General features: G+C 67.5%; 1 pseudogene. It reads right to left on the bottom strand.

From position 1 onward, the window contains the following. Window positions 1-237, bottom strand: a pseudogene (locus KVT32_RS31510) (type I secretion system permease/ATPase); the annotation flags it as partial.

Genomic DNA, 237 nt, shown 5'->3' with positions numbered 1-237 from the left:
CCGGGATACGTGAAGGTCTCGTCGCGGAACATCAGGCCGCCGTGGATCACGGGGCGATGCAGGAATCCGGCCTCGGCCGGCCTCCCGATCGCCATCTCCATGTAGTTGTCGATGGAGCCCAGCGAGGTGCGGGCATTCTGGTATTGCTTCAGGAGGCCGGTGACCTGGCCCAGCGGCGCCAGGCAGCGGCCGGCGTTCATGGACGGGGCAATGATGCCGCCCATCGACAGCGCGGAC

Source organism: Achromobacter sp. GbtcB20 (genome assembly GCF_019091095.1).
Classification (GTDB): domain Bacteria; phylum Pseudomonadota; class Gammaproteobacteria; order Burkholderiales; family Burkholderiaceae_B; genus Achromobacter; species Achromobacter mucicolens.
Note: the sequence above shows the minus strand (reverse complement) of the source record. Positions and strands in the feature narration are given on the sequence as shown.